The following is a 20676-nucleotide window of genomic DNA, read 5'->3' as shown; positions in this document are numbered from 1 at the left end:
TATCGACCGCAGCCCCGCGCCCCCCGAAACGCATCGCCGTCGAAAGGCACATGCTGTGTCCCTTACGCGTAGACAAGTCACGTCCGCTGCTCTTGCCGCCGTTCCCCTCGCCGGGCGTTCCCGCCGGGAATCGCGCACCCTCCACATCGCCGGTGATTCGACGGCCGCCCAGAAATACGCCGACGCCGCTCCCGAGACCGGATGGGGCATGGCGCTTCCCTTCTTTCTCCGCACGGAGGTGAAGGTGGCCGATCACGCGGTCAACGGGCGGAGTTCGAAGAGTTTCGTCGACGAAGGGCGGCTGGACGCGATTCTCTCCGAGATCCGGGGTGGTGACCTGCTCCTCGTCCAGTTCGCGCACAACGACGAGAAGGCCACCGATCCCGCCCGGTACACCGAGCCCTGGACGACGTACCAGCAGTATCTGCGGCTGTACATCGAGGGGGCCCGAAAGCGTGGGGCGCGGCCCGTCCTCGCCACCCCCGTGGAGCGCCGCAGATTCGACGCCGGCGGCGACGCCCTGCCCACCCACGGCGACTATCCGGCGGCGATGCGCGCGCTCGCCGAGGCCGAGCACGTCGCGCTGCTCGACATCGAGGCGCTGTCGCTCGCGCTGTGGCAGCGGCTCGGGGCCGAGGCGACGAAGACCTACTTCAACTGGACCGCCACCGAGCAGGACAACACGCACTTCAATCCGCCCGGCGCGATCGCCGTGGCCCGGCTGGTGGCGCAGGAGCTGCTGCGCACCCGGGTGCTGCCCCCGCACGACGTCGTCCGGCTGCACGAGGACATCCCGACGTCCTGGATCACCTGGCCGCCCGCATCGGATTCGTGAACGAGGAGACCGTAACCGTGCGCATACCACAATGTCATGGACGCGTCATAGCGCCCCTCGTCGGCTGCACAGCCCTCGTGCTCGCCGTCACCGGCACCGCCTCCGCCCAGCCCCGGCATCCGGACCTCGCCCACCAGACCCTCGCGGCGAACGACGGCTGGGCGGCCTACGGCACCGGAACGACCGGTGGCGCCGCCGCCGATTCCGCCCACGTCCACACCGTCACCACCTGGGACGCCTTCAAGGCCGCCCTCGCCGGCGGCGGCAGCGCACCCAAGATCATCAAGGTGAAGGGCACCATCGACGCCGACGGCCCGAGCTGCGACTCGTTCGCCGTGCCCGGGTACGACTTCGCCACCTACCTGAAGACCTACGACCCGGCGGTGTGGGGGCGTTCGAAGACCCTCGACAGTGAGCCCGACGACAGCCCCGAGGGCCTGCGCCGCGCCTCCGCCGCCCGCCAGGACGCCTCCATCAAGGCCGCCGTCCCCGCCAACACGACCATCGTCGGCATCGGCCGGAACGCCGGCTTCAAGGGCGCCAGCCTCCAGATCAAGGGCGTCGACAACGTCATCGTCCGCAATCTGAGCTTCGAGAGCCCGCTCGACTGCTTCCCGCAGTGGGACCCGACCGACACCGCCGACGGCAACTGGAACTCCGAGTACGACAGCGCCGTGATCTACGGGTCGACCCACGTCTGGATGGACCACGACACCTTCACGGACGGGGACCACCCGGACAGCACCCTGCCGGCGTACTACGGCCGGATCTACCAACAGCACGACGGCGAGCTGGACATCGTCAAGGGGGCCGACCACGTCACCGCCTCCTGGAACGTCTTCGAGGACCACGACAAGACGATCCTCATCGGCAACAGCGACAGCGCCGCCACGGCCGCCGCCGACCGCGGCCATCTGAAGGTCACCTTCCACCACAACCTGTTCCGGAACCTGGTCGAGCGGGCCCCGCGGGTCCGCTTCGGGCAGGTGGACTCGTACAACAACCACTTCGTAGCCGGCGCCGGCTACTCCTACAGCTACGGCATCGGCATGGAGTCCCAGCTCGTCGCCGAGCACAACGCGTTCACGCTGCCCGACGGCGCCCGGGCCGGTTCCGTCCTGAAGAAGTGGAAGGAGGCGCCGGTCACCGCCGACGACAACTACGTCAACGGCGTGCCGACGGACCTCATCGCCGTCCACAACGCGCAGGTCCCGGGGGAGATCCTCCGGTCCGGGGCCGGCTGGACGCCGGCCCTGCGCACCGAGGTCGACCCCGCCCGGGCCGTGCCTGGCCTGGTCGACCACTGCGCGGGCGCCGGACACCTGCGCTGACCCCACCGGCCGGGGCGCGCGCCGTCCCGGCCGCACCCGCCCGGAGCCGCCCTCAGAAGGAGCACGCCCATGCCTCTGTCCAGACGAGGTCTCCTCGCCGCGAGCGCCGGGGCCGCCGCCGCGCTCGCCCTGGCATCCGCCCCCGCACACGCCCGCACGCGCCCGTTCGGCCGGTACGGCTCCCCGGCCCGCCGCCTCACCCCGGGCACCCTGTACGTCGACCCACAGGGAAGCGGTGACTTCACCACCGTGCAGGCCGCGGTGACCGCCGCCACGGGCAGCGGCCGGACCCTGGTCATCGCCCCCGGCACCTACCGGGAGACGGTCGCCGTCGACGCCGCCCGCACGGAGATGACCTGGCTCGGCGCCTCCGAGAACCCCCGGGACGTCGTGATCGTCTACGACAACGCGGCCGGCACCCCCAAGCCCGGCGGCGGCACCTACGGCACCACCGGCTCCGCGACGACGACCGTCCAGGCCGAGGGGTTCACCGCCCGCTGGATCACCTTCGCCAACGACTGGCTGCGCGCCGACCACCCGGACATCAGCGGCACCCAGGCGGTCGCCATCAAGGTGCAGGGCGACCGCGGCGCCTTCCTGCACTGCCGCTTCCTCGGCCACCAGGACACCCTGTACGCCGACTCCATGGCGCTCGGCGTCTTCGCCCGCCAGCACTACGCCCACTGCTACGTCGAGGGGGACGTCGACTTCGTCTTCGGCCGGGCCACCGCCGTCTACGAGCACTGCCACTTCCGCACCCTGAACCGCGCCGACCTCGCCGCCGCCCCCTACGGCTTCGTCTTCGCGCCCTCCACGGCCGTCGCCAACCCGCGCGGCTACCTGGTCTCGCACAGCCGTGTCACCAGCGCGGCACCGGACGCCTGCTACAAGCTGGCCCGCCCCTGGGTGCCCGGCTCCGACCCGACCGCCCGCCCGATGCTCACCGTCCGCGACACCTGGCTGGGCCCCGGCATCGACGCGGTCGCCCCCTACACCGACATGTCCGCCGCCCACCCGTGGCAGCTTCAGCGGTTCGCGGAGTACCGCGACACCGGCCCGGGCGCGGTCGTCACGGTGCCCGGGAACCGGCCCCAGCTGGCCGACGCGGAGGCCGAGTCGGCGACCCGGGCGGCCTACCTCGGGGACTGGACGCCCTTTCCGTTGGCGCCTGGAGCAGCCGAGAGTGAGTACGTCTACGCGCTTGGTTGAGTAGGGCGCCTCATGACGTGCACGAGGGCTGCCGACGATCATCGATTCATGAATCCTCAGACGCATGCGAGGCTCTCCGGCCCGTCGAAGCCGGCCCCGTCGGCTGCTGCCCGTCCTGGGGTCGTGTTGCTGACGGCTCTGCTCGGGGCTGCCACGGTCCTGTCGATCGCATGGCTGACTTTCCTGGTGAGCGTGCTCGCACTGTGGGGTGCGGCGGCAGGGACGGCCGTCGGTGGTCTTCTCGCGGAGTACGCGGCGGGCGTGGCCGGCGGTGCCGCACTGCTCGCCGCGCTCGCCTTTGTGCCCCGGGTGCGTCGCATGACGCCGGCCGGACGTCGGCTGTTGCTGACCGCGGTGGCGTGTCCTGTCCCACTCGTTCTGGCTGTCGTGACCTGGTTGAGCGTTGGCTGACCACTTCTCCTGCCTCGCACCGAACCGTTCATTAGGCCCGCCGGGGTGTGCAGTCCGGCCAGCTCGCCCCGTTCCGCCGCGAGCAGCCTGCTCAGGACGGGCTGTTCACCGGAGGCCGCCGGCATCACTCCGGGCTGCCCCACACCGCTTCCAGATCCTGACAGCGGACCGTGATGCTTGCGTCGGTGAGGGCGATCTCATGCACGCAGCCGCCGTCCTCGTCCGGGAGGATCTCGTCGAGCAGCACGGTGTCGACCAGCATCCAGTCGATCGCATGGTGGTACTCGATCGAAAAGTGCCGCACCCCCGAGTAGCTGATACACAGTCCCGACTCGTGCTTGAACCGGTTCGGCGCGAACTCCAGCACCAGCCGTCCGCTCTTGTCGGTCGCCGGACGGATCCCGGCCAGCTCCAGGTCCTTGACGCACCGGTCGGCCCGGGGGATGTCGTAGTGCCCCGGGTCGGAGACGAAGGCCCAGGCGCCCGGCGGGAGTACGCCGCGCAGACGAGGAAGCTCCGCCAGGTATGCCGACGGGTCGAGGAAGAATCCGGAGTCGTACCAGTAGGTCTCGACGAATTTCATGGTTGCGGTCTCTCCGTCTCACCGCACCGTCACGGTGACAAGACCGGGGTCCGGGAGATCCGTCGGGGCGGTGTCGCCGTACCACGAGAACTCGAGGGCCGAGAGCCTGCCGTCGCTCACCAGGACGAGCAGTTCGCCGAAGAGTTCGCCCGAGTCGTCCGTGACCGTGCCGGTGGCGGGGACGATGCCGTCCTTGATCCCTGCCTCTGGGACACCGGGTGGCACGTCCAGATCCACGCTCGGGGACTCGGTCCCCCAGTGGCGGGTGACACGGGTTTCCGCGAGCTGGTACCGCAGTTCCTGCCCGCCCGGGAATTCCGCCGAGAGAAGCTTGGCGAGGACGCGCTGTTCGAGGGGGGAGAGTGGTCTGCCGGCGCGGCGGTCCGTCATGGTGTCTTTCCTGGGAGGGACCTCATCCTGGATGAGGGTGGTTCCGATGTGGGGCACTCCGTCGGGCGTCTGCTTCCGCCCCGTCCGCAGTGACGACCGCCGTCAGTAGTAGTCCTCCTGCTTTCGCATATGCCCCGTGGGCTCGATCTCGTCGCGGAGGAATGTGTACACCTCGTCCTCTCCGTCGATCAACACGGCATAGGCGGCCGGAGTCGCTTCGCCGGGCGGTTCCGTGACGCCGAGGACGCCTCCGAGCTCGCCCTCCAGACGGGGTCTGCCGGAGGCCCGGAGGACGCGCACTTCTGCGTAGAACGGGAGGGTCTCCGCCATCGTGGGGTCGTTCCTCTTCCGTTGCCTGTGGGTGGTCTCGCCGGCGAGGGACACTTCGCGGGCGCGGACTGCGACCCTAGGGGCCACGGCGTCAAGGGAGTGTCAGATCGAGGTAATCGGAAGGCAATGCTCCTGACGGGGGTTCAAGAGAGCGTGCGTATCGATCGGATAACAGGGCTCGCACTGCGCGTTTGATGCGCGTAGACAATCTCTGACCTGGTACATCACTCTCATCCACCAGATCCGGAGAATCCATGCGGAAGTCCCTCAAGGCGGTCGCTGCCGGCGCCGCCTGTGTCGTCGCCGGGGCGGCGCTGTACGGCGCGGGCGCGGCCACCGCCGGCCAGTCGACAGCGAACTCCACCCACGAGCCTTACAACATAGGCCAGTTGGTGAAGGACATCGACACCTACTACGGCACCACCGCCGATGCGGGCGGCGTCTACCAGGCGTCCCCGGACAGCCCGTACGCCGACGACCTGGCGCACATCGACGCGGACGCCAAGCGCTACATCGACAAGGCCGCCCGCAAGGCGCACCACCGGGGCGAGAAGCCGGCCGTCGTCTTCGACATCGACGACACCCTGCTGCTCAGCCTCGACTACGAGAAGCGCTACAACTACACGTACAACTCCACCACGTGGGCCGACTACGTGAACAAGGCCGACCGCCCGGCCGTCTTCGGCAGCCCGGAGCTGGTGCGGTACGCCGAGTCCAAGGGCGTCGAGGTCTTCTACAACTCGGGCCTGAGCGAGGCGCAGCGCACCGCCGCGGTCGACAACCTGAAGAAGGTCGGCGCCGATGTGAACCTCGACGCCGACCACATGTTCCTCAAGGACAAGGCCAGCCCGCCGGCCTACCTGAAGGACTGCGCCACCCCGGGCACCTGGACCTGCACGACCGTGCAGTACAAGTCCGGGACGCGCAAGCACATCGAGGACGACCTGGGTTACGAGATCATCGCCAACTTCGGCGACCAGTACTCGGACCTGGAGGGCGGTTACGCGAACCGCACGTACAAGCTGCCGAACCCGACCTACTTCGTCTCCTGACGCTCAGCCGTAGGTCTTGAGCAGCCGCTCGTACTCGGCCCCCGTCACCGGCAGCACCGTGCCGTGGCGGGGGCTGGCGGGCAACCCGTAGCCGGTGGACCGGGTCCACGTGCCCGAGGCCGGATCGGTGGTCTCGAAGGGGACGTAGCCGCGCAGGCCGTACTCGTCGATGAACAGGTACCACTTCTTCTCGGTGTTGGACCGGAAGACGGTCGGCCCCTCGCCGCGCGCGATCGAACCGCTGCCGATGCAGTCCGCGACGAAGTCGTACGACGTGTCGGTCAGGTCCCGCGCCTTCTCGGCGGTGATGAACTTCGAGCACGGGGAGCTGGAGGAGGGGTCGCGCTCGTCCTTGGTGAAGCGGTAGTACGTCCCCCCGTCCTTGACGACCGTCGAGTCGATCACCGAGTAGCCGGGGTCGTCCCAGACCTTCGGCTCGCTGAAGGTGCGGAAGTCCCCGGTGGTCGCGTACAGCATGCGGTTGTACGTCGAACCGGTGTGGTCCGGGTCGTCGGCGGCGTACAGCTTCGACGCCCAGAAGACGACGTACTCGTGCCGCCGGTCGTCCCAGTACGCCTCCGGCGCCCAGGTGTTGCCCGCGCTGTCCGGTGCCACCCGCACCAGCCGCTGATCGGTCCAGTGGACCAGGTCGCGGGACTCCCAGACCATGACGGACCTGCTGCCGTGCCGCTGGACGTGGTCCCAGCTTCCGCTGCTGTCGCGGTACATCCGCAGGTCCGTGGCGATCAGATAGAACCGGTCGCCCTTGGGCGAGCGGATCACGAACGGGTCGCGCAGCCCCTTCTCCCCGATGGTCGACGTCAGCACCGGCTGCCCGCCGTTCAGTTCCCGCCAGTGCAGCGGGTCGTTGCCCGCGCTGAGCGCGTAGCGGATCTGCTCGCCGTCGGCCGTGCCCTCACCGGTGAAGTAGACGAAGAGGTATCCGGCGTACTTGGCGCGCGCGAGGTGCGCGGAGCCGGGCGGGGCGGCGGCCAGGGTGAGGAGGAGGGCGAGCAGCGGGACCAGCAGAGTTCGGAGACGCATAACAGTCCTGTGTGAGCGTGAGGGGTTCTGTTGGGTGCTGTGCGTTCTCGGAGTCTCACCAGTGAGGCGTGCCGCGTCAATCGGTGTGCGGGCGAGCGGGGCGGCCGAAAGTTTCGGTCGGTTTCGGCCGCGGCCGGCTCACGAGCCGTCATGCACGGCGAAGTCGCCGGTCACCGTGTACTCCCGGCCCGCCGCGGTACCGGTGAACGTGTACCCGTCGTCCTTCGCGTCCCGGCCCCCGCGGGCATGGTCGTACTGCCCCGCGAACACCCACTGACCCGCCGGGATCGTGCGCCCTTCCTTCAGTGTCCAGGTGTAGACGACGAACCCGCCCTTCTCGGCGACGCGCTGCGTGAAGTCCCCCTCCGGCAGCGAACGCCACGCACCCGTCGATGTCACCCCACCGGTCTGGGCCACCTTCAACTCGACCGACAGCGAGGTCAGTACCCGTGAGGTCTTCAGGGTCAGGTTGCTCTGTGCCCAGAAGTCGTTGCTGTGCGGGTCGATCGAGCCGTCCGACCACAGCGGGCCGTCCTGCTCGGCGCGGGCCACCGGCGGCCGGGCCGAGGCCGTGGCCTTCGGGGTGCGGGAAGGGGAGGAACCCGGTGTGCGGGACGGCTGGACGGTGCCCGGGTCCGCAACCGGGGCCGAGGGGCGGACGGGGGGCCGGGACGCCGCGGTCGGCGAGGGCGTGGGGGTCGGCGAGCCCGCCACCGTCCGCCGTACCGGCGGTTCGTCCTTGACCGCGGACGCCACCGCGTAGCCCCCGACCGCGAGCACACCGGCCACCGCGGCCGTCGCGCCGGCCACCCGGAACCACCCGGACAGCGCGGGGCGCACGGCCCGGTGGCCGGCCCGGGACCGCGCGGCCATGCCGCGCTCCACGCGGGCCAGGATGCGCGCGCGGTCGGGTTCGTGGGCCTCGGCCGCCTCGTGCAGCCGGGCGCGCAGCTCGTCGTGCACGTCCTGCTGCCTCATCGGTTCTTTCCTCCGCTCTCGCCGCCCCGGGTCGCCATCGCCGCGTGCACCCGCCGCGGGTCGCCCTGCGGGCCGAGCAGCCGCTGGAGTTCGGCCATGCCCTTGGACGTCTGGCTCTTAACCGTACCCAGCGACACTCCGAGCGCGAGCGCCGTGTCCTTCTCCGACAGGTCGAACGCGTGCCGGAGCACCACACACGCCCGTTTCCGGAACGGCAGCCTGCGCAGCGCCTCCTGGACGTCCACCACGCCGGGGACGTCGGGGTCCTCGGTTCTCTCCTCGCCGCGCGGCCAGAACAGCGCGATCCGCCGCCGCTCGCGCACCGCGCTGCGGATCCGGGTGCGGGCCAGGTTGGCGACCACGCCCCGCGCGTACGCCACCGGATGGTCGGCCGCGCGCACCCGGTCCCAGCGGTGCCACAGCGCCAGCAGCGCGTCCGCCGCCAGGTCGTCCGCGGCATCCGCCTCCCCGGTCAGCAGGTGAGCCAGACGGGAGAGTTCGGCGTAGTGCCGCTCGAAGAAGGCATGGAACTCCACGGAGGCGGCGTCGTCGACGACTGTGCCCACGGGTGACCTCTTCTCGGTGCAGCTCTGTGAGTGTCATGTGAATGACATGCGAAGGTCCGGAGGGGCGCCCGGACGGAGATCCGGAGCGTAGCAGTGATCGTTTTGTGTGGGCCGTACGGGGGGTCGGACAACGTATGGCTGTCCGAACTCGATTCCGTAACACGGAGAAAACCTGAAACGGGTTCGACGAGGGAACAATCCAGCCAGCATCCGCCCACTGATCATCAGCTGACGAGGAGCAGGACCATGTCGGTCGACCGGTACTTCAGGATCTCCGAGCGGGGATCCACGCTCGGGCGCGAGATACGCGGCGGCTTCGCCACGTTCTTCACCATGGCCTACATCCTTGTCCTGAATCCGATCATCCTGGGCAGCGCCAAGGACAAGTACGGCCACACCCTGGACACCGGCCAACTCGTCACCGCCACCGCGCTGGTGGCCTGTGTGATGACGATCGCCATGGGCGTCGGCGGCAACCTCCCGCTCGCCATCGCCGCCGGCCTAGGCCTCAACGCCGTCGTCGCCTTCCAGCTCGCCCCGCTGATGAGCTGGGCGGACGCGATGGGCCTGGTCGTCCTCGAGGGCCTCGTCATCTGCGTGCTGGTGCTCACCGGGCTCCGAAAAGCGATCATGAACGCGATCCCGCAGCAGCTGAAGCAGGCCATCGGCGTCGGTATCGGCCTGTTCATCGCCTTCATCGGCTTCGTGGACGCCGGGTTCGTCAGCCGGGTCCCGGACGCCGCGCACACCACCGTGCCGGTGCAGCTCGGTGCGGCCGGCCGGCTGACCGGCTGGCCGGTGCTCGTCTTCTGTCTCGGTGTGCTGCTCACCATCGCGCTGCTCGCCCGGAAGGTGAAGGGCGCGATCCTCGTCAGCATCGTGACGATGACCGTCGTCGCGATCGCCGTCAACGCCGTCGCCGACATCAAGAGCTGGGGACTGACCACACCCAAGGTGCCCGACAAGCTCGTCGCCGCCCCGGACTTCGGGCTGATCGGTCACTTCAGCCTGCTCGGCGGCTTCGCCGAGGCCGGTGTCCTCACCGCCGTCCTGCTGGTCTTCACCCTCATCCTCTCGGACTTCTTCGACGCGATGGGCACGATCGTCGGCATCACCGCGGAGGCCGGCCTGCTGGACGAGCAGGGGCAGGTGCCCGGCATCGGCCGCGTACTGTTCATCGACGGCGCCGCGGCCGTCGCCGGCGGGGCCGGCTCCGCCTCCTCCAACACCGCCTACATCGAGTCCGCGGCCGGCGTCGGCGAGGGCGCCCGCACCGGCTTCGCCAACCTGGTCACCGGCGGCCTCTTCGGCCTCGCCCTCTTTCTCACCCCGCTGCTCACCATCGTCCCGCTCCAGGCGGCGGCGCCCGCCCTGATCGCCGTCGGCTTCCTGATGATGACCCACGTCAAGCACATCGACTGGGACCGGTACGAGATCGCCATCCCGGCGTTCCTCACCATCGCCGCGATGCCGTTCACGTACTCCATCACCGATGGCATCGGGGCCGGGTTCCTGGCCTACGTCGTCATCAAGACGGTGCTGGGGAGGGCACGGGAGGTCAACTGGCTGCTGTGGGGCGTCTCGGCGCTGTTCCTGGTGTACTTCGCGATCGACCCGGTGGAGCAGGTGCTGGGTGTGAAGTGAGGGACGCGGGGCGATCGGCGGCGGGTTCGCCGCGGTGGATCGCGCCCACGCGGCGGAGCCGCATATCGCTACCGCCCGCGCCCCTTACGGGGCGCTTCACTTCAGGGCCGCTTGCATCATGGCCCTGGCCACCGGCGCCGCCAGGCCGTTGCCGCTCACTTCCGACCGCGCCGCGTCCGACTGCTCCACCATCACGGCGACAGCCACCTCCTTGCCGTTGCTGTCGGACTTGCCGTAGGAGGTGAACCAGGCGTACGGCGTCTTGCTGTTGTTCTCGCCGTGCTGGGCGGTACCGGTCTTGCCGCCGACGGTCACCCCGTCGATCAGCGCGTTCGTACCGGTGCCGTCCTTCACCACCGTCCGCATCGCCGACTGGAGCTGCTCGGCGGTGGAGGAGCTGATGATCTCCTCGGTGCCGGCGCTGTCGTCATAGTCCTTCAACACATCGCCGCCACTGTCGGTGATCCGCGACACCATGTGCGGCGATACCAGTTTGCCGCCGTTGGCAATGGTCGCGGACACCATGGCCATCTGCAGCGGCGTGGCCGTGACGTCGAACTGGCCGATGCCGGTCAGGGCGGTCTGCGCCTTGTCCATGTCGGACGGGTACACACTGGCGTAGGCCCGCACCGGCACGTCCTGCTCGTCGTCGTTGAAGCCGAACTTCTCGGCCATGGCCTTCACCTTGTCCTGGCCGAGGTCGACGGCCATCTTGCCGAAGACGTTGTTGCAGGAGTACTGCAGGGCCACCCGGATCGAGGCGTTCTCGCAGGGTGCGGACTTGTTCTCGTTCTCCAGGGGGCGCACCGTGCCCGGCAGGGTGTAGGGGTCGGGACTCACGGTGCGCTCGTCGACGTTCTCGTACCGCCCGTCCTCCAGCGCGGCGGCCGCGACGACCAGCTTGAACGTCGAGCCCGGCGGCAGCGGCTGGCGCAGCGCGCGGTTGGTGAGCGGCTTGTCCTCGTCCGCGTTGAGCGTCTTCCATGCCTTGCCGGCCGTGTTCGCGTCGGTGAGCGAGGCGGGGTCGTACGACGGCGTCGACACCGACGCGAGGATCCTGCCGGTCTTCGGGTCGATCGCGACGGCCGCGCCCTTGTTGTCGCCCAGCGCGCGGTAGGCCGCCTTCTGCACGGCCGGGTCGATCGTCGTGAGGACGTTGCCCGGGTCGGCGCGCTGCCCGGTGACCGTGTCCATCACGGTCATCAGCCGGTTGTCCGTGCCGTTGAGCAGGTCCTGGTAGATGCCCTCCAGCTGGGTGGGGGCGTAGGCCTGCGAGGCGTAGCCCGTCACCGCGGCGTACAGCTCGCCGTTCTTGTACGTCCGCTTGTACGCGAGGTCGCTTCCCTTCGTCCGGGCCGAGCCGGTGACCGCCTCTCCGGCCACGATGATGTTCCCGAGGGGCCGCGAGTAGGTCGTGATCGCGTTCCGCCGGTTGTCGTTGTCGTCCGCGAGGGCCTGGCCGTCGTAGTACTGCAGCCATGTGGCCCTGACCAGCAGGGCGAGCACGAGCAGCAGCGAGAAGACGGACGCCCGCCTGATCGTCTTGTTCATCCCGCTCGGAAGACGATCGAGACGGGGGCATCGTTCCCGTACGCCCGTCTTTCTCATCCGGCGTTCAGGAAGCCCGCCTCGATGCGGCGATCACCGCCTGGGTGCGGTCCCGGGTGCCGGTCTCCGCGAGGACGGCCGCCACATGCGACTTCACCGTCGCCGGGCCCACGTCCAGCCGCCGGGCGATCTCGGCCTGGCCCGCCGAGGTCGGCCGCGAGGGTGGGCGCGGTACCGGGCGCGTCCCCGTTCCCGCAACACATCCAGGACGCCGTCGAGTTCGCCGACCGTGCCCCGCGATGACGATCCGTCTCCGCCGGACGGGGGAGACGGAGCGGGGGAGGCTCAGCCCTCCAGGCGCAGGACGACCTCCTCGATCTCCTCGCCCCGCCCGTTCGCGAACCCCCGGGCCCGGGTCGTCTCATGGAAGCCGCACTTCTCCAGCACGCGCCGCGATCCGGCGTTGTCGGCCGCCGCCCGCGCGTACAGCGGCCGTTCGGGAACCTCGGCGAGCAGGGCCCGCAGAGCCGCCGTCGCCACCCCCCGGCCCCACCACGCGCGGTCGATCCAGTACGTCACCTCGCGGCCGCCCGGCTCGCCGTAGACGACGGCGCTGCCCACCACCCGCCCGTCGGCCAGCACCGTGCGCGACACGGCGGCGGACGCCCGGAGCCGCTGCCACCAGGCGTCGAAGGCGGCCCGGTCGCCCTGTTCCTCCGGGCCGAACGCGGCCATCCGGACGGACTCCGGGTCGGTCATCTGCCGGAAGAACGCCGGCAGATCGTCGTCCTCGACGGCACGCAGCACGATCTTCATGAGCCCGAGCCTACGGCCGACCTGCCCCGGGGCCCGGGATCCCCGGCCCCGCCGCTCAGAGTCGGCGGGTCGCCAGCGTCAGCCGGTCCCGGGCGTCGAACAGCGCGTCCTTGATCATTTGCTCGTGGGCGGGGGTCAGGCGGGCCACCGGCACCGAGCAGCTGATGGCGTCCCGGGCGGGCGTGCGGTACGGGATGGCCACCCCGAAGCAGCGCAGCCCCAGCGTGTTCTCCTCGCGGTCCACCGCGAAGCCCTGCTCCCGGATCTGGTGCAGCTCCTCGATGAGCTTCTCCCGGTCGGTGAGGGTGTTCTCGGTGAGCGCGGGCAGCGTCTCCGGCAGCAGCTTGCGCACCTGCTCGTCGGTGCAGGTGGCGAGGATCGCCTTGCCGAGCGAGGTGGAGTGGGCGGGCAGGCGCCGGCCGACCCGGGTGAACGGGCGCAGGTAGTGCTGGGACTGGCGGGTGGCCAGGTAGACCACGTTGGTGCCGTCGAGCCGGGCCAGGTGGATGGTCTCCGTGGTGTCGTCCGAGAGCCGGTCCAGGGTCGGACGGGCGGCGGCCACCACCTCGTCGCCGTCGATGTAGGAGGTGCCGACCAGCAGCGCCCGCACCCCGATGCCGTACCGCGTGCCCGTCGCGTCCGTCTCCACCCAGCCCAGCTCCACGAGCGTGCGCAGCAGCATGTAGAGGCTGGACTTGGGATATCCCACGGCTTCCTGGACGGCCGCGAGGGAGTGCATACCGGGCCGGCCGGCGAAGTATTCGAGCAGCTCAACGGTCCGTACCGCGGACTTGACCTGCGCCCCGCCCCCTGTGTCGCCTGCCGTCATCGCCCTTGACCCCTTCGTTCGACGAGGACCTGAGTTATATAGTCTCCGAACAGCGTATTCATCATCAGAGACAGTGTTCAGTATATCGAACGCGACTGATGGCTGACCTGGACAGTCAGTGGACAGTGCGGTCTTTACTGGGAGGGACCCGCGGTGGCAGCAGCACCAGTCTGGAGTGTCGACCCGCGCACCGGGAAGCAGCGTGAACAGGTTGCGGTGGAGGCCACAGCCCAGGAGGTGGACGCGGCCGTCCGGGCGGCCCACGCCGCGCGCGGCGCGCTCGCCGACCGCACGGTCCGTGCCGCCTTCCTGCGCTCGGCCGCCGCGTGCCTGGACGCGGCCCGGGACGGCCTGGTCGACACCGCCGACGCGGAGACCGCGCTCGGCCCGGCCCGGCTGAACGGCGAACTCGCCCGTACCTGCTACCAGTTGCGGGCCTTCGCCGACATCGTCGACGAGGGCGCCTTCCTGGACGTCATCATCAACCACCCCGACGACACGGCGACCCCGCCCATCCCGGACCTGCGCCGTTACAAGGTCTCGCTCGGCGTCGTCGCCGTCTACTCCGCCTCCAACTTCCCCTTCGCCTTCTCCGTCGCCGGCGGCGACACCGCGAGCGCGCTGGCCGCGGGCTGCCCGGTCGTGGTCAAGGCCCACCCCGACCACCCGGCCCTGTCCGAGCTGGTCGCCAAGGTGCTGCGCCGGGCCGCCGCCGAGCACGGCATCCCCGAGGGCGTGGTCGGCCTCGTGCACGGCTTCGAGGCGGGCGTCGAGCTGATCAAGCACCCGCTGGTCGCCGCCGCCGGATTCACCGGGTCGGTACGGGGCGGACGCGCGCTCTTCGACGCCGCCGCCGCGCGTCCGGTGCCGATCCCCTTCCACGGTGAACTGGGTTCGCTGAACCCGGTCCTGGTGACCGAGGCCGCCGCGGCCGAGCGGGCCGAGGAGATCGGCAAGGGCCTCGCCGGGTCCATGACCCTCGGCGTCGGCCAGTTCTGCGTCAAGCCCGGCCTGGTGCTGGTGCCGGCCGGCGGGGCGGGCGACCGGCTGGTGAAGTCCCTGACCGACGCCGTCAGCGACACCGAGGCCGGGGTGCTGCTCGACCACCGGATGCGGGACAACTTCATCGCCGGGGTGCGCGAGCGCGTCGGCCTGGAGGGTGTGGAATCCCCCGTGACGCCGGGCGCGGGCGGCGAGCACTCGGTCAGCGCCGGGTTCCTCACGGCGCCGGCGAGCCGGCTGGCCGAGGAGGGGGCGTACGACCTGCTGCTGGAGGAGTGCTTCGGGCCGGTCACCGTGGTGGTCCGGTACGACGACGAGGACGAGGCGACGGCGGTGCTCGCGCGGCTGCCGGGCAACCTGACGGCGACGGTCCAGGTGTCCTCGGAGGAAGCGGCCGGCAACGGCCGGGGTCCCGAGCTGCTCGCCGAACTGACCCCGCTGGCCGGCCGGGTGCTGGTCAACGGCTGGCCGACCGGGGTCGCCGTGGCGCCGGCCCAGCACCACGGGGGGCCCTACCCGGCGACCACGTCCACGTCGACGTCCGTGGGCGGTACGGCCATCGAGCGGTGGCTGCGGCCGGTGGTCTACCAGAACGCGCCGGAGGCGCTGCTCCCGGCCGAGCTGAAGGACGACAATCCCCTGGGGCTTCCCCGGCGGTTCAACGGGGTGCTGGAGCGGTAGCCGCGCGGTGGCGCGGTGCGGTGTGGTGCGCGGGCGGCCGCGGGTATGCGTGGCCGTCCGCGCCCCGGTCCGCCGCATCCGCCCGCGTGCGTGGCCGTTCGCGTCCCGGTCCGCCGCACCGGCCCCACCCCGAGCGCCTGCCGGCCCGGGTTTTCGGCCGGCACGAGCCGTGGAAACAGGCCGCGGCGCCCCGCGGGCGAACGGGGCCGCGGGGAACCGGGTGCCGGACGGCCGCGTCCTTCGTCGCATGATCAGTGACCGTGTGAAGGGCGTTCGGGTGATCCGCACCGCCCTGCCCGCCGAGGCGGAGAAGATCGCCGCACTGCACCACCGGGCCCGCTCGACGTACTACCCCGACGGCCTCCCGGACGACGGCATCGACTGGACCGCCGCCTGGCGCGGTGCCGTGGAGCGGCCCGACGGCCAGGTGCTGTGCGTCGTGGAACACGGCGCCCTCACCGGCATCGCGTCCTTCCGCCCGCCCGAGAACGGCCCCGCCGACACGGTGAAGCTGTACCAGTTCCACGTCGACCCCGACCACTGGCGCTCCGGCATCGGTACGGCCCTCCACACGGCCTGCGTCGAGCAGTGGCGCGCCGACGGCAGGCGGGCGGCGGTGCTCGACGTGCACGTGGACAACCGACGTGCCCAGGCGTTCTACGCCCGCCAGGGCTGGGTCCCGGACCCGGAGAACCCGCCCGCCGCGGGTGACCATCACCTCTTCCTGCGCTTCTGGGTGCCGCCGCGCACCGAGGCGGAATGAAACGGCCTGCTTGAACGTTCACGTACTGGCCGGGGAGAGCCCCCGCGCCCGTACGACCTGGAGAGAGCCGAAGACATGCGCGTCGAGATCTGGAGCGACATCGCCTGCCCCTGGTGCTATGTGGGCAAGGCCCGCTTCGAGAAGGCGCTGGCTGCCTTCCCGCACCGCGACGACGTCGAGGTGGTGCACCGCTCCTTCGAGCTGGACCCGGGCCGCCCCAAGGGCGATGTGCAGCCCGTGATCACCATGCTGACCAGGAAGTACGGCATGAGCGAGGCTCAGGCCCAGGCCGGCGAGGACAACCTGGGCGCGCAGGCCGCCGCCGAGGGCCTGGACTACCGCACCCGGGACCGCGACCACGGCAACACCTTCGACATGCACCGCCTGCTGCACCTCGCCAAGGAGCACGGCCGGCAGGACCAGCTGATCCAGATCTTCTACCGGGCCAACTTCGCCGAGGAGCGGTCCGTCTTCACCGAGGGCGACGAGCGTCTGGTGGAGCTGGCCGTGGAGGCCGGACTGGACGCCGACGCGGTCCGCGCGGTGCTCGCCGACCCGGACGCGTACGCCGACGAGGTCCGCGCCGACGAGCGCGAGGCGGCCGGGCTCGGCGCGACCGGGGTGCCGTTCTTCGTCCTCGACCGGAAGTACGGCGTCTCCGGCGCCCAGCCCGCCGAGGTCTTCAGCCAGGCGCTGACCCAGGCATGGGGTGAGCGTTCCCCGCTGGCGCTGGTCGGCCAGGGTGACGCCGAGGCCTGCGGCCCGGACGGCTGCGCGGTCCCGCAGCAGGGCTGAAACCGCAGGTCGGCGCGGTCGTATAAGCGCTGCTAAGGGGAACCACGTAAAAATTCGCAATGGACGCGTAGTTCCGCTGACCCCAGAGTGGTCCCATGGACACCACGGAGACGTTCGACAGCCTCGTCCGCGCCGAGTTCAGCCCGAAGAGCAACTACCTCAACACCGCGAGCAACGGCCTGCTGCCCGCCCGCACCGTCGCCGCCCTCCAGGCTGCGGCGCTGCTGCGGGCCGAGGGCCGGCCGCTGACCCCGCTGTACGAGGACGTGGAGACGACCCGGGCCGCCTACGCCCGGCTCGCCGGTGTGCCGGCCGACCGGGTGGCGGTCGGCGCCTCGGTGGCCGCGCACACCGGCGTGATCGCCGCCTCGCTGCCCGCGGGCGCCGAAGTCCTCACCGCCGAGGACGACTTCACCTCCGTGCTCAACCCCTTCCACATCCGCGGCGACCTCAAGGTGCGCACGGTCCCGCTGGAGCGGATCGCCGAGTCCGTCCGGCCGGGCACGGCGCTCGTCGCGGTCAGCGCGGCCCAGTCCGCCGACGGCCGGATCGCCGACCTGCCCGCCCTGCGCGAGGCCGCCCGCGCCCACGGCGCCCGCACCTACGTCGACTTCTCCCAGGCCGCCGGCTGGCTGCCGATGGAGGCGGACGCCTACGACTTCACCGCCTCCGTGTCCTTCAAGTGGCTGCTGGGCCCGCACGGCGCCGCCTTCTTCACGGTCCCCGAGGATTTCGGCGGGCTGACACCGGTGCTCGCGGGCTGGGTCGCGGCCGAGCGTCCCTGGGACAGCTGCTACGGCCCGGTGGCCGAACTCGCCCACTCCGCACGGCGGTTCGACCTCACTCACGCCCTGTTCACCTTCGCGGGCCTGCGCCGGTCCCTCGAACTCGTCGAGGAGCTCGGCGTGGCCGCGATCCATGCCCACGACCTCGCCCTCGCCGACCGGTTCCGCGCGGGACTCGCGGACCTCGGCCACGAGCCGGTGCCCGCTCCCGGCTCGGCCATCGTCTCCGTGCCCGGACTCGGCTCCCGGCAGCCCGGGTTGAGCGAGGCGGGCATCGAGGTCTCGAACCGCGCGGGCAACCTGCGCGCGTCCTTCCACCTCCACAACACCGCGGCGGACGTGGACCGCCTGCTGGAGGCGCTGTCCCGCTGAGGCCGGCACCACCGCGCAGGAGCGCGACGCCCGCATCGGCGAACACGACCGGGCCGGGCCTCCCGTCCCACACGAAGAGGCCCGGCCCGGTGGTCTCAGGCGGTCACTTCACCGGCGTGAAGTCCCGCGCGCCGATGAACTCCGGTCGGCGCACCGGTGCCGCGAACGGCTCCACCGCCGTGTTCTCCACGCTGTTGAACACGATGAAGACGTTGCTGCGCGGGAACGGCGTGATGTTGTCGCCGGAGCCGTGCATGCAGTTGCAGTCGAACCAGGTCGCCGACCCGGCCTTGCCGGTGAACAGCTTGATGCCGTGCTCGCTCGCCAGCGCGGTCAGCGCCTCGTCCGACGGCGTGCCCGCGTCCTGCATCTGGAGCGACTTCTTGTAGTTGTCCTTCGGCGTGGCGCCGGCGCAGCCCAGGAACGTCTTGTGCGAACCCGGCATGATCATCAGGCCGCCGTTGGTGTCGTGGTTCTCGGTCAGCGCGATCGAGACGGACACCGTCCGCATGTTCGGCAGACCGTCCTCGGCGTGCCAGGTCTCGAAGTCCGAGTGCCAGTAGAAGCCGCTCGCGCCGAAACCCGGCTTGACGTTGATCCGGGACTGGTGGACGTACACGTCCGAGCCGAGGATCTGGCGGGCGCGGCCGACCACCCGCGGATCGCGCACCAGGTTCGCGAAGACCTCGCTGATCCGGTGCACCTCGAAGACCGAGCGGATCTCCTTGGACTTCGGCTCCACGATCGACCGCTCGTCGGCGCGGATCGCCGGGTCGGTGACCAGCCGGTCCAGCTCACGCCGGTACACCTCGACCTCGTCCGGGGTGATCAGCTGGTCGACGGCGAGGAAGCCGTCCCGCTCGTACGCCTGGAGGTCGGCGGCCGGGATCGGGCCCGGCGTGTCCGGGGCGCCCCAGAGGACCGGGTCCTGGCGCGGGACGGTCACCTCACTGGTGCCGCGGGTGGGGTACAGGTCGGTGACGGTGGCAGTGGTCATCGTGTGTCACACCTCCTCGGGCTCGGTGAGCAGCGGGTAGACGCCGTTCTCGTCGTGGTCCTCCCGTCCGGTCACGGGCGGGTTGAACACGCAGAGGCAGTGGAAGTCCTCCTTGACGCGCAGCGTGTGCCGCTCGTGCCCGTCGAGGAGGTACATGGTGCCGGGCGTGATGGTGTACGTCTTCCCGGCCTCGTGGTCGGTGAGTTCGGCCTCACCCCGGGTGCAGACGACGGCCTCGACATGGTTGGCGTACCACATCGACGTCTCGGTCCCGGCGTAGAGAATCGTTTCGTGCAGGGAGAATCCGACCCGCTCCTTGGCGAGGACGATCCGCTTGCTCTCCCAGGTGCCGGACTTCGCTCTGACGTGCCGGTCGGTGCCTTCGATGTCCTTGAACGAACGGACGATCACGGTGCTGTTCTCCTCCTTGCTAGACGGTTTCCCGGACGGCACGGGCGAGGATGCTCAGCCCCTCGTCCAGTTCGTCGGGGGTGACGGTGAGCGCGGGCAGCAGCTTGACCACCTCGCCCTCCGGGCCGGACGTCTCGATGAGCAGGCCGAGCTCGAAGGCGCGCCGGGCGACCCGCGCGGCCCGTGCCTTCTCGCGGAACTCCAGGCCCCAGACGAGCCCGCGTCCGCGGTACTCCTTCACGTCGGCGAGGTTCTCCTCGGTGACGGCGATCAGCGCCTGCTCGACCTGCTCGCCGCGGGTGCGGGTCTGCTTCTCCATGGCCGAGCCGTCGGTCCAGTACGTCTCCAGCGCGGCGGTGGCGGTGACGAACGCCGGGTTGTTGCCGCGGAAGGTGCCGTTGTGCTCGCCCGGCTCCCAGACGTCCAGCTCGGGCCGGAACAGGCACAGGGACATCGGCAGCCCGTAGCCGCTGATCGACTTGGAGACGGTGACGATGTCGGGCGTGATGCCCGACTCCTCGAAGGAGAAGAAGGCGCCGGTGCGGCCGCAGCCCATCTGGATGTCGTCGACGATCAGCAGCATGTCCTGCCGCTCGCACAGCTCCTTGAGCGCGCGCAGCCATTCGGGCCGGGCGACGTTGATACCGCCCTCGCCCTGCACGGTCTCCACGATCACGGCGGCGGGCTTGTTGAGCCCGGAGCCCTGGTCCTCCAGCAGCCGCTCGAACCACAGGAAGTCCGGGACCGTGCCGTCGAAGTAGTTGTCGAACGGCATCGGGGTCCCATGCACCAGCGGGATACCCGCGCCGGCCCGCTTGAAGGCGTTGCCGGTGACCGCGAGCGAGCCGAGGGACATGCCGTGGAAGGCGTTGGTGAACGACACGATGGCCTCGCGGCCCTTCACCTTCCGGGCCAGCTTCAGCGCGGACTCGACGGCGTTGGTGCCCGTCGGGCCCGGGAACATGACCTTGTACGGCAGGTCACGCGGGCGCAGCACCAGGTCCTGGAAGGTCTGGAGAAAGGACCGCTTGGCCGTGGTCGACATGTCCAGGCCGTGGGTGATCCCGTCCCGCGACAGATAGTCGATCAACGCCCGTTTCAGCACCGGGTTGTTGTGGCCGTAGTTGAGTGAGCCGGCACCGGCGAAGAAATCGAGGTACGCATGGCCGTCCTCGTCGTACATCCGGCTGCCCTGCGCACGGTCGAAGACCGTGGGCCAGCCGCGGCAGTAGCTGCGCACCTCGGACTCGAGGGTCTCGAAAACGCTGAGGTCGGGCTGGGTGATGGTCACGGTGATTCGCTCC

Annotated in this window: 21 protein-coding genes and 2 pseudogenes; 10 read left to right on the top strand and 13 right to left on the bottom strand. The window is 70.5% G+C overall.

Annotated features, from left to right (window positions below):
• Positions 1-55 precede the first annotated feature (55 nt).
• The 4 genes from ACZ7DL_RS15755 to ACZ7DL_RS15740 all read left to right on the top strand — a co-directional run bounded on the left by ACZ7DL_RS15755 (position 56) and on the right by ACZ7DL_RS15740 (position 3786).
• Complete coding sequence (locus ACZ7DL_RS15755) at positions 56-835, top strand: rhamnogalacturonan acetylesterase (protein ID WP_470774719.1); 780 nt, start codon at positions 56-58, stop codon at positions 833-835.
• A gap of 17 nt (positions 836-852) precedes the next feature.
• Positions 853-2166, top strand: a complete 1314-nt coding sequence (locus ACZ7DL_RS15750) for a pectate lyase family protein (RefSeq protein WP_470774718.1) — start codon at positions 853-855, stop codon at positions 2164-2166.
• Between the two features lie 69 nt (positions 2167-2235).
• Positions 2236-3375 carry a pectinesterase family protein gene (locus tag ACZ7DL_RS15745; protein WP_470774717.1) on the top strand — a complete coding sequence of 380 codons (1140 nt, stop codon included), beginning with the start codon at positions 2236-2238 and terminating at the stop codon, positions 3373-3375.
• A gap of 48 nt (positions 3376-3423) precedes the next feature.
• Positions 3424-3786 (top strand): hypothetical protein, encoded by a 363-nt coding sequence (locus ACZ7DL_RS15740; RefSeq protein WP_470774716.1) that lies wholly within the window; start codon positions 3424-3426, stop codon positions 3784-3786.
• Positions 3787-3910: 124 nt separating this feature from the next.
• On the opposite strand, the gene ACZ7DL_RS15735 is transcribed toward ACZ7DL_RS15740, so the two are convergent.
• The 3 genes from ACZ7DL_RS15735 to ACZ7DL_RS15725 all read right to left on the bottom strand — a co-directional run bounded on the left by ACZ7DL_RS15735 (position 3911) and on the right by ACZ7DL_RS15725 (position 5089).
• The gene (locus ACZ7DL_RS15735; protein ID WP_470774715.1) at positions 3911-4369 is read right to left on the bottom strand and encodes a hypothetical protein; all 459 of its coding nucleotides are present in this window, start codon (positions 4367-4369) and stop codon (positions 3911-3913) included.
• A gap of 18 nt (positions 4370-4387) precedes the next feature.
• Entirely contained in the window at positions 4388-4759 is a 372-nt protein-coding gene (locus ACZ7DL_RS15730; protein ID WP_470774714.1) for a hypothetical protein, read from the bottom strand.
• A gap of 102 nt (positions 4760-4861) precedes the next feature.
• Entirely contained in the window at positions 4862-5089 is a 228-nt protein-coding gene (locus tag ACZ7DL_RS15725) for a hypothetical protein (protein ID WP_470774713.1), read from the bottom strand.
• Positions 5090-5343: 254 nt separating this feature from the next.
• Here ACZ7DL_RS15725 and ACZ7DL_RS15720 point away from each other — a divergent pair, with 254 nt between their 5' ends.
• A complete protein-coding gene (locus ACZ7DL_RS15720) occupies positions 5344-6141 on the top strand; it encodes an HAD family acid phosphatase (RefSeq protein WP_470774712.1) in 798 nt (265 codons plus the stop codon).
• Between the two features lie 9 nt (positions 6142-6150).
• On the opposite strand, the pseudogene ACZ7DL_RS15715 reads toward ACZ7DL_RS15720, so the two are convergent.
• From ACZ7DL_RS15715 to ACZ7DL_RS15705, 3 genes and pseudogenes are all read right to left on the bottom strand, one after another.
• A pseudogene (locus tag ACZ7DL_RS15715) lies at positions 6151-7185 on the bottom strand (glycoside hydrolase family 43 protein); the annotation flags it as partial.
• Between the two features lie 138 nt (positions 7186-7323).
• Positions 7324-8163, bottom strand: coding sequence for a hypothetical protein (locus ACZ7DL_RS15710; protein WP_470774711.1), 840 nt, complete (start codon positions 8161-8163; stop codon positions 7324-7326).
• Positions 8160-8729, bottom strand: coding sequence for a SigE family RNA polymerase sigma factor (locus tag ACZ7DL_RS15705; RefSeq protein ID WP_470774710.1), 570 nt, complete (start codon positions 8727-8729; stop codon positions 8160-8162). The genes ACZ7DL_RS15710 and ACZ7DL_RS15705 overlap by 4 nt, the downstream gene beginning before the upstream one ends.
• Positions 8730-8975: 246 nt before the next feature.
• On the opposite strand from ACZ7DL_RS15705, the gene ACZ7DL_RS15700 reads away from it, so the two are divergent.
• A complete protein-coding gene (locus tag ACZ7DL_RS15700) occupies positions 8976-10373 on the top strand; it encodes an NCS2 family permease (protein WP_470774709.1) in 1398 nt (465 codons plus the stop codon).
• Positions 10374-10469: 96 nt separating this feature from the next.
• Here ACZ7DL_RS15700 and ACZ7DL_RS15695 read toward each other — a convergent pair whose 3' ends face one another.
• The 4 genes and pseudogenes from ACZ7DL_RS15695 to ACZ7DL_RS15680 form a co-directional block, all read right to left on the bottom strand.
• Positions 10470-11924 carry a peptidoglycan D,D-transpeptidase FtsI family protein gene (locus tag ACZ7DL_RS15695; RefSeq protein WP_470774708.1) on the bottom strand — a complete coding sequence of 485 codons (1455 nt, stop codon included), beginning with the start codon at positions 11922-11924 and terminating at the stop codon, positions 10470-10472.
• Positions 11925-11977: 53 nt separating this feature from the next.
• Positions 11978-12123 (bottom strand): annotated as a pseudogene (locus ACZ7DL_RS15690) (LuxR C-terminal-related transcriptional regulator); the annotation flags it as partial.
• Positions 12124-12266: 143 nt separating this feature from the next.
• Entirely contained in the window at positions 12267-12737 is a 471-nt protein-coding gene (locus ACZ7DL_RS15685) for a GNAT family N-acetyltransferase (RefSeq protein WP_470774707.1), read from the bottom strand.
• A gap of 55 nt (positions 12738-12792) precedes the next feature.
• Complete coding sequence (locus ACZ7DL_RS15680; RefSeq protein WP_470774706.1) at positions 12793-13566, bottom strand: IclR family transcriptional regulator; 774 nt, start codon at positions 13564-13566, stop codon at positions 12793-12795.
• Between the two features lie 153 nt (positions 13567-13719).
• On the opposite strand from ACZ7DL_RS15680, the gene ACZ7DL_RS15675 reads away from it, so the two are divergent.
• The 4 genes from ACZ7DL_RS15675 (at position 13720) to ACZ7DL_RS15660 (ending at position 17964) form a co-directional block, all read left to right on the top strand.
• The gene (locus ACZ7DL_RS15675) at positions 13720-15249 is read left to right on the top strand and encodes an aldehyde dehydrogenase (NADP(+)) (RefSeq protein ID WP_470774705.1); all 1530 of its coding nucleotides are present in this window, start codon (positions 13720-13722) and stop codon (positions 15247-15249) included.
• Between the two features lie 247 nt (positions 15250-15496).
• Positions 15497-16012 (top strand): GNAT family N-acetyltransferase, encoded by a 516-nt coding sequence (locus ACZ7DL_RS15670; protein ID WP_470774704.1) that lies wholly within the window; start codon positions 15497-15499, stop codon positions 16010-16012.
• Between the two features lie 75 nt (positions 16013-16087).
• Positions 16088-16807 (top strand): DsbA family oxidoreductase, encoded by a 720-nt coding sequence (locus ACZ7DL_RS15665; RefSeq protein WP_470774703.1) that lies wholly within the window; start codon positions 16088-16090, stop codon positions 16805-16807.
• A gap of 95 nt (positions 16808-16902) precedes the next feature.
• Complete coding sequence (locus tag ACZ7DL_RS15660; protein WP_470774702.1) at positions 16903-17964, top strand: aminotransferase class V-fold PLP-dependent enzyme; 1062 nt, start codon at positions 16903-16905, stop codon at positions 17962-17964.
• A 103-nt stretch (positions 17965-18067) separates the two neighbouring features.
• Here ACZ7DL_RS15660 and thpD read toward each other — a convergent pair whose 3' ends face one another.
• The 3 genes from thpD to ectB are packed head-to-tail and all read right to left on the bottom strand — an operon-like array spanning position 18068 to position 20663.
• The gene (gene thpD, locus ACZ7DL_RS15655; RefSeq protein WP_470774701.1) at positions 18068-18961 is read right to left on the bottom strand and encodes an ectoine hydroxylase; all 894 of its coding nucleotides are present in this window, start codon (positions 18959-18961) and stop codon (positions 18068-18070) included.
• Positions 18962-18967: 6 nt separating this feature from the next.
• Positions 18968-19372 carry an ectoine synthase gene (locus tag ACZ7DL_RS15650; RefSeq protein ID WP_468392972.1) on the bottom strand — a complete coding sequence of 135 codons (405 nt, stop codon included), beginning with the start codon at positions 19370-19372 and terminating at the stop codon, positions 18968-18970.
• A 19-nt stretch (positions 19373-19391) separates the two neighbouring features.
• Entirely contained in the window at positions 19392-20663 is a 1272-nt protein-coding gene (gene ectB, locus ACZ7DL_RS15645; protein ID WP_470774700.1) for a diaminobutyrate--2-oxoglutarate transaminase, read from the bottom strand.
• Between the last annotated feature and the right edge of the window lie 13 nt (positions 20664-20676).

Source organism: Streptomyces sp. NPDC036984 (assembly GCF_055607665.1).
The sequence above is the reverse complement of the archived record's forward strand: the minus strand, read 5'-3'. Positions and strand labels throughout refer to the sequence as shown.